Here is a 2,151-nt window from a genome sequence, read left to right as displayed (position 1 = left end):
CACATCCATCGACACCGATCCCGATGTCGCCGTCACTTATCGCATCACCGCCCCCGAAGGCGTGACGATAAAGGCAGCTCCCGGTTCCGGCGGCTCTTTAACCGATGATGGCAACGGCTCTTACACCTTGTTGGGCGGGAACGCCGTCACCATCATCGGTGCGCGTATCGGTATAAAAGGACTTTACGAGGTAGCCGATGGCACCACCTATACATTGAAAAGCGACCTCTTAATCGAATATTCATTGGCAGATGCCCGGGTGGGTGATTTTTATTGCAAGAATAGTAGTGGAGAAGGTTATCTGATTCCAGGAGATGCCTCCCTTACCGAAGCGGTAACCTGCATCGGCATCGTTTACAGTACCGACGTCAGTCGTATCGGTACGGCGGCCAAACAGGCCTTGAAGAAAAAAGACGTAAGTACCCCTCACGGTCTTGTCATGGCACTCACCGATGCCTCCGAGGGTTGCCGGTGGGGAGAATCCAGTAAAGATGAAAACAGCGGCGGCGCTGATGGAGCACCTTTTAAAGCGAACACCACCACATTGCAGAAGCAGTATAATAATGTGGACGGTTACGCCGAAACGCATTGGATAATCGACACCTACGGAAACGATGGTACTGCTTTGCCGGATACCTATACCGCCTTTTACCATGCCAGCCGTTACGGTACGGCAGAGAGCAGCACCGGGAAATACGCCGCCCCCGAGAAAACCACCGGTTGGTTCCTCCCGAGTATGGGTCAGTGGTGGGATATTCTGTCCAATTTGGGCGGGATAGACTTGACCCGTTATCAGGATAAAACGGATCCTTTTACCTCTATACCCGATGCCGCCCCAATAGCCGTGGCTAACATGAATACGTATTTGCAGAAAATCAGCGGTGCAACGCCATTCAGTAGGAATACTTACTTTTGGTCGAGTTCGGAGTACAGTGGCTACAGCGCCTGCAACGTGCGCTTCTACAGCGATGACTACCTATACTTGAACTACAACTATAAGGACTACAGCAACAATAGGGTGCGGTGTTCCTTTGCTTTCTGATCTTATTTATCTATTACGGCGTAGCCGTTAATTTATCTATTTAAACGAATTACCCGCTTGCGGGTCGAAAAACAAAAACGATATGTACTTATCCGAATACAACTCTTTTTCCCGGTTCTTCACGCATAGCCTGGGAACCTTCCTGTCGCTGTTGCTACTTACTGCCTGCAGCCCCGAGGACGATGCCCTGCCGGGCGGTGACGGTGACAACACTGCGTCTGCCGCCCTCCGTATAGAAGTCAGCGCAAGCGACTTCACCTCCGCCGCCACCCGCAGCAATGCCGGCAGCAACAACAGCATCGACGGCAACAACGCCGCCACCCGTGCCACCGACAACGGCGCCGTCACCACTTTCGAGAGCGGCGACCGCATCGGCATCACCGTGCTGGACGGTAGTGGCAATATGCTGTCCGACAATATACCTTATAAATACAACGGCAGCGCATGGAGCTTCGACAACGCCAACGGCGAAGGCAAAACGGCCCTCTATTACGACAACAAAGCCACGAATATAAAATATTTCGCCTACTTCCCATACAGCCCGGAAGCGGACGGCATAACCGGCGCAGACATCCCTGCCGCCCTGAAAGCCAAATTCCCGCCCCGCTACGACCAGCGTACCGAAGATGCCTACCGTGCCTCCGACCTGCTGGTGTGGAGTAATGGCACGGGCAGCGTTCCGTTGAAGACACTCGAAATAGAGTTTACCCACGCCTATTCCTCCCTTTCCCTGTCGCCTTCGGTAACATGCAAAATAGATGGAGCGGAAACCAGCTATATCCCTTCTTCTGTGGATGATGTAAGTTTCACCATCGGCACCGAACCTCTTCTCCCTTACCGTGCAGACGACGGCAGCTACCGGATCATCGTTTCTCCGCAAACGACGGATGCCCGTTGGTTTTGTAGCTACAAGGCAAAAACGTATGGCGGAACGATGCCGGAAACCGCTTTGGCTGCCAATAACCGTCATACATTAGCTCCTACTTTGAAGGATATTGGCGCTTATGCCTTTGCTAATGCTCAAGTGGGTGATTTTTATTGCAAGAACGATAACAACGAAGGTTATCTGATTCCGGGAGATGCCTCCCTTACCGAAGCGGTAACCTGCA

The 2,151-nt window shown here is 52.5% G+C and carries 2 protein-coding genes; both read left to right on the top strand.

All coding sequences use genetic code 11. The features are described from left to right. Window positions 1-1,042: hypothetical protein (locus HMPREF9446_RS11665; RefSeq protein WP_039969279.1), on the top strand; the 1,042-nt coding region annotated here is incomplete at its 5' end. Between the two features lie 82 nt (window positions 1,043-1,124). Then, on the top strand, window positions 1,125-2,151 hold a 1,027-nt coding region (locus HMPREF9446_RS11660; protein WP_148345801.1), incomplete at its 3' end, for a fimbrillin family protein.

Source organism: Bacteroides fluxus YIT 12057 (genome assembly GCF_000195635.1).
Lineage (GTDB): Bacteria > Bacteroidota > Bacteroidia > Bacteroidales > Bacteroidaceae > Bacteroides > Bacteroides fluxus.
This window is presented reverse-complemented; position numbering and strand designations above follow the sequence as displayed.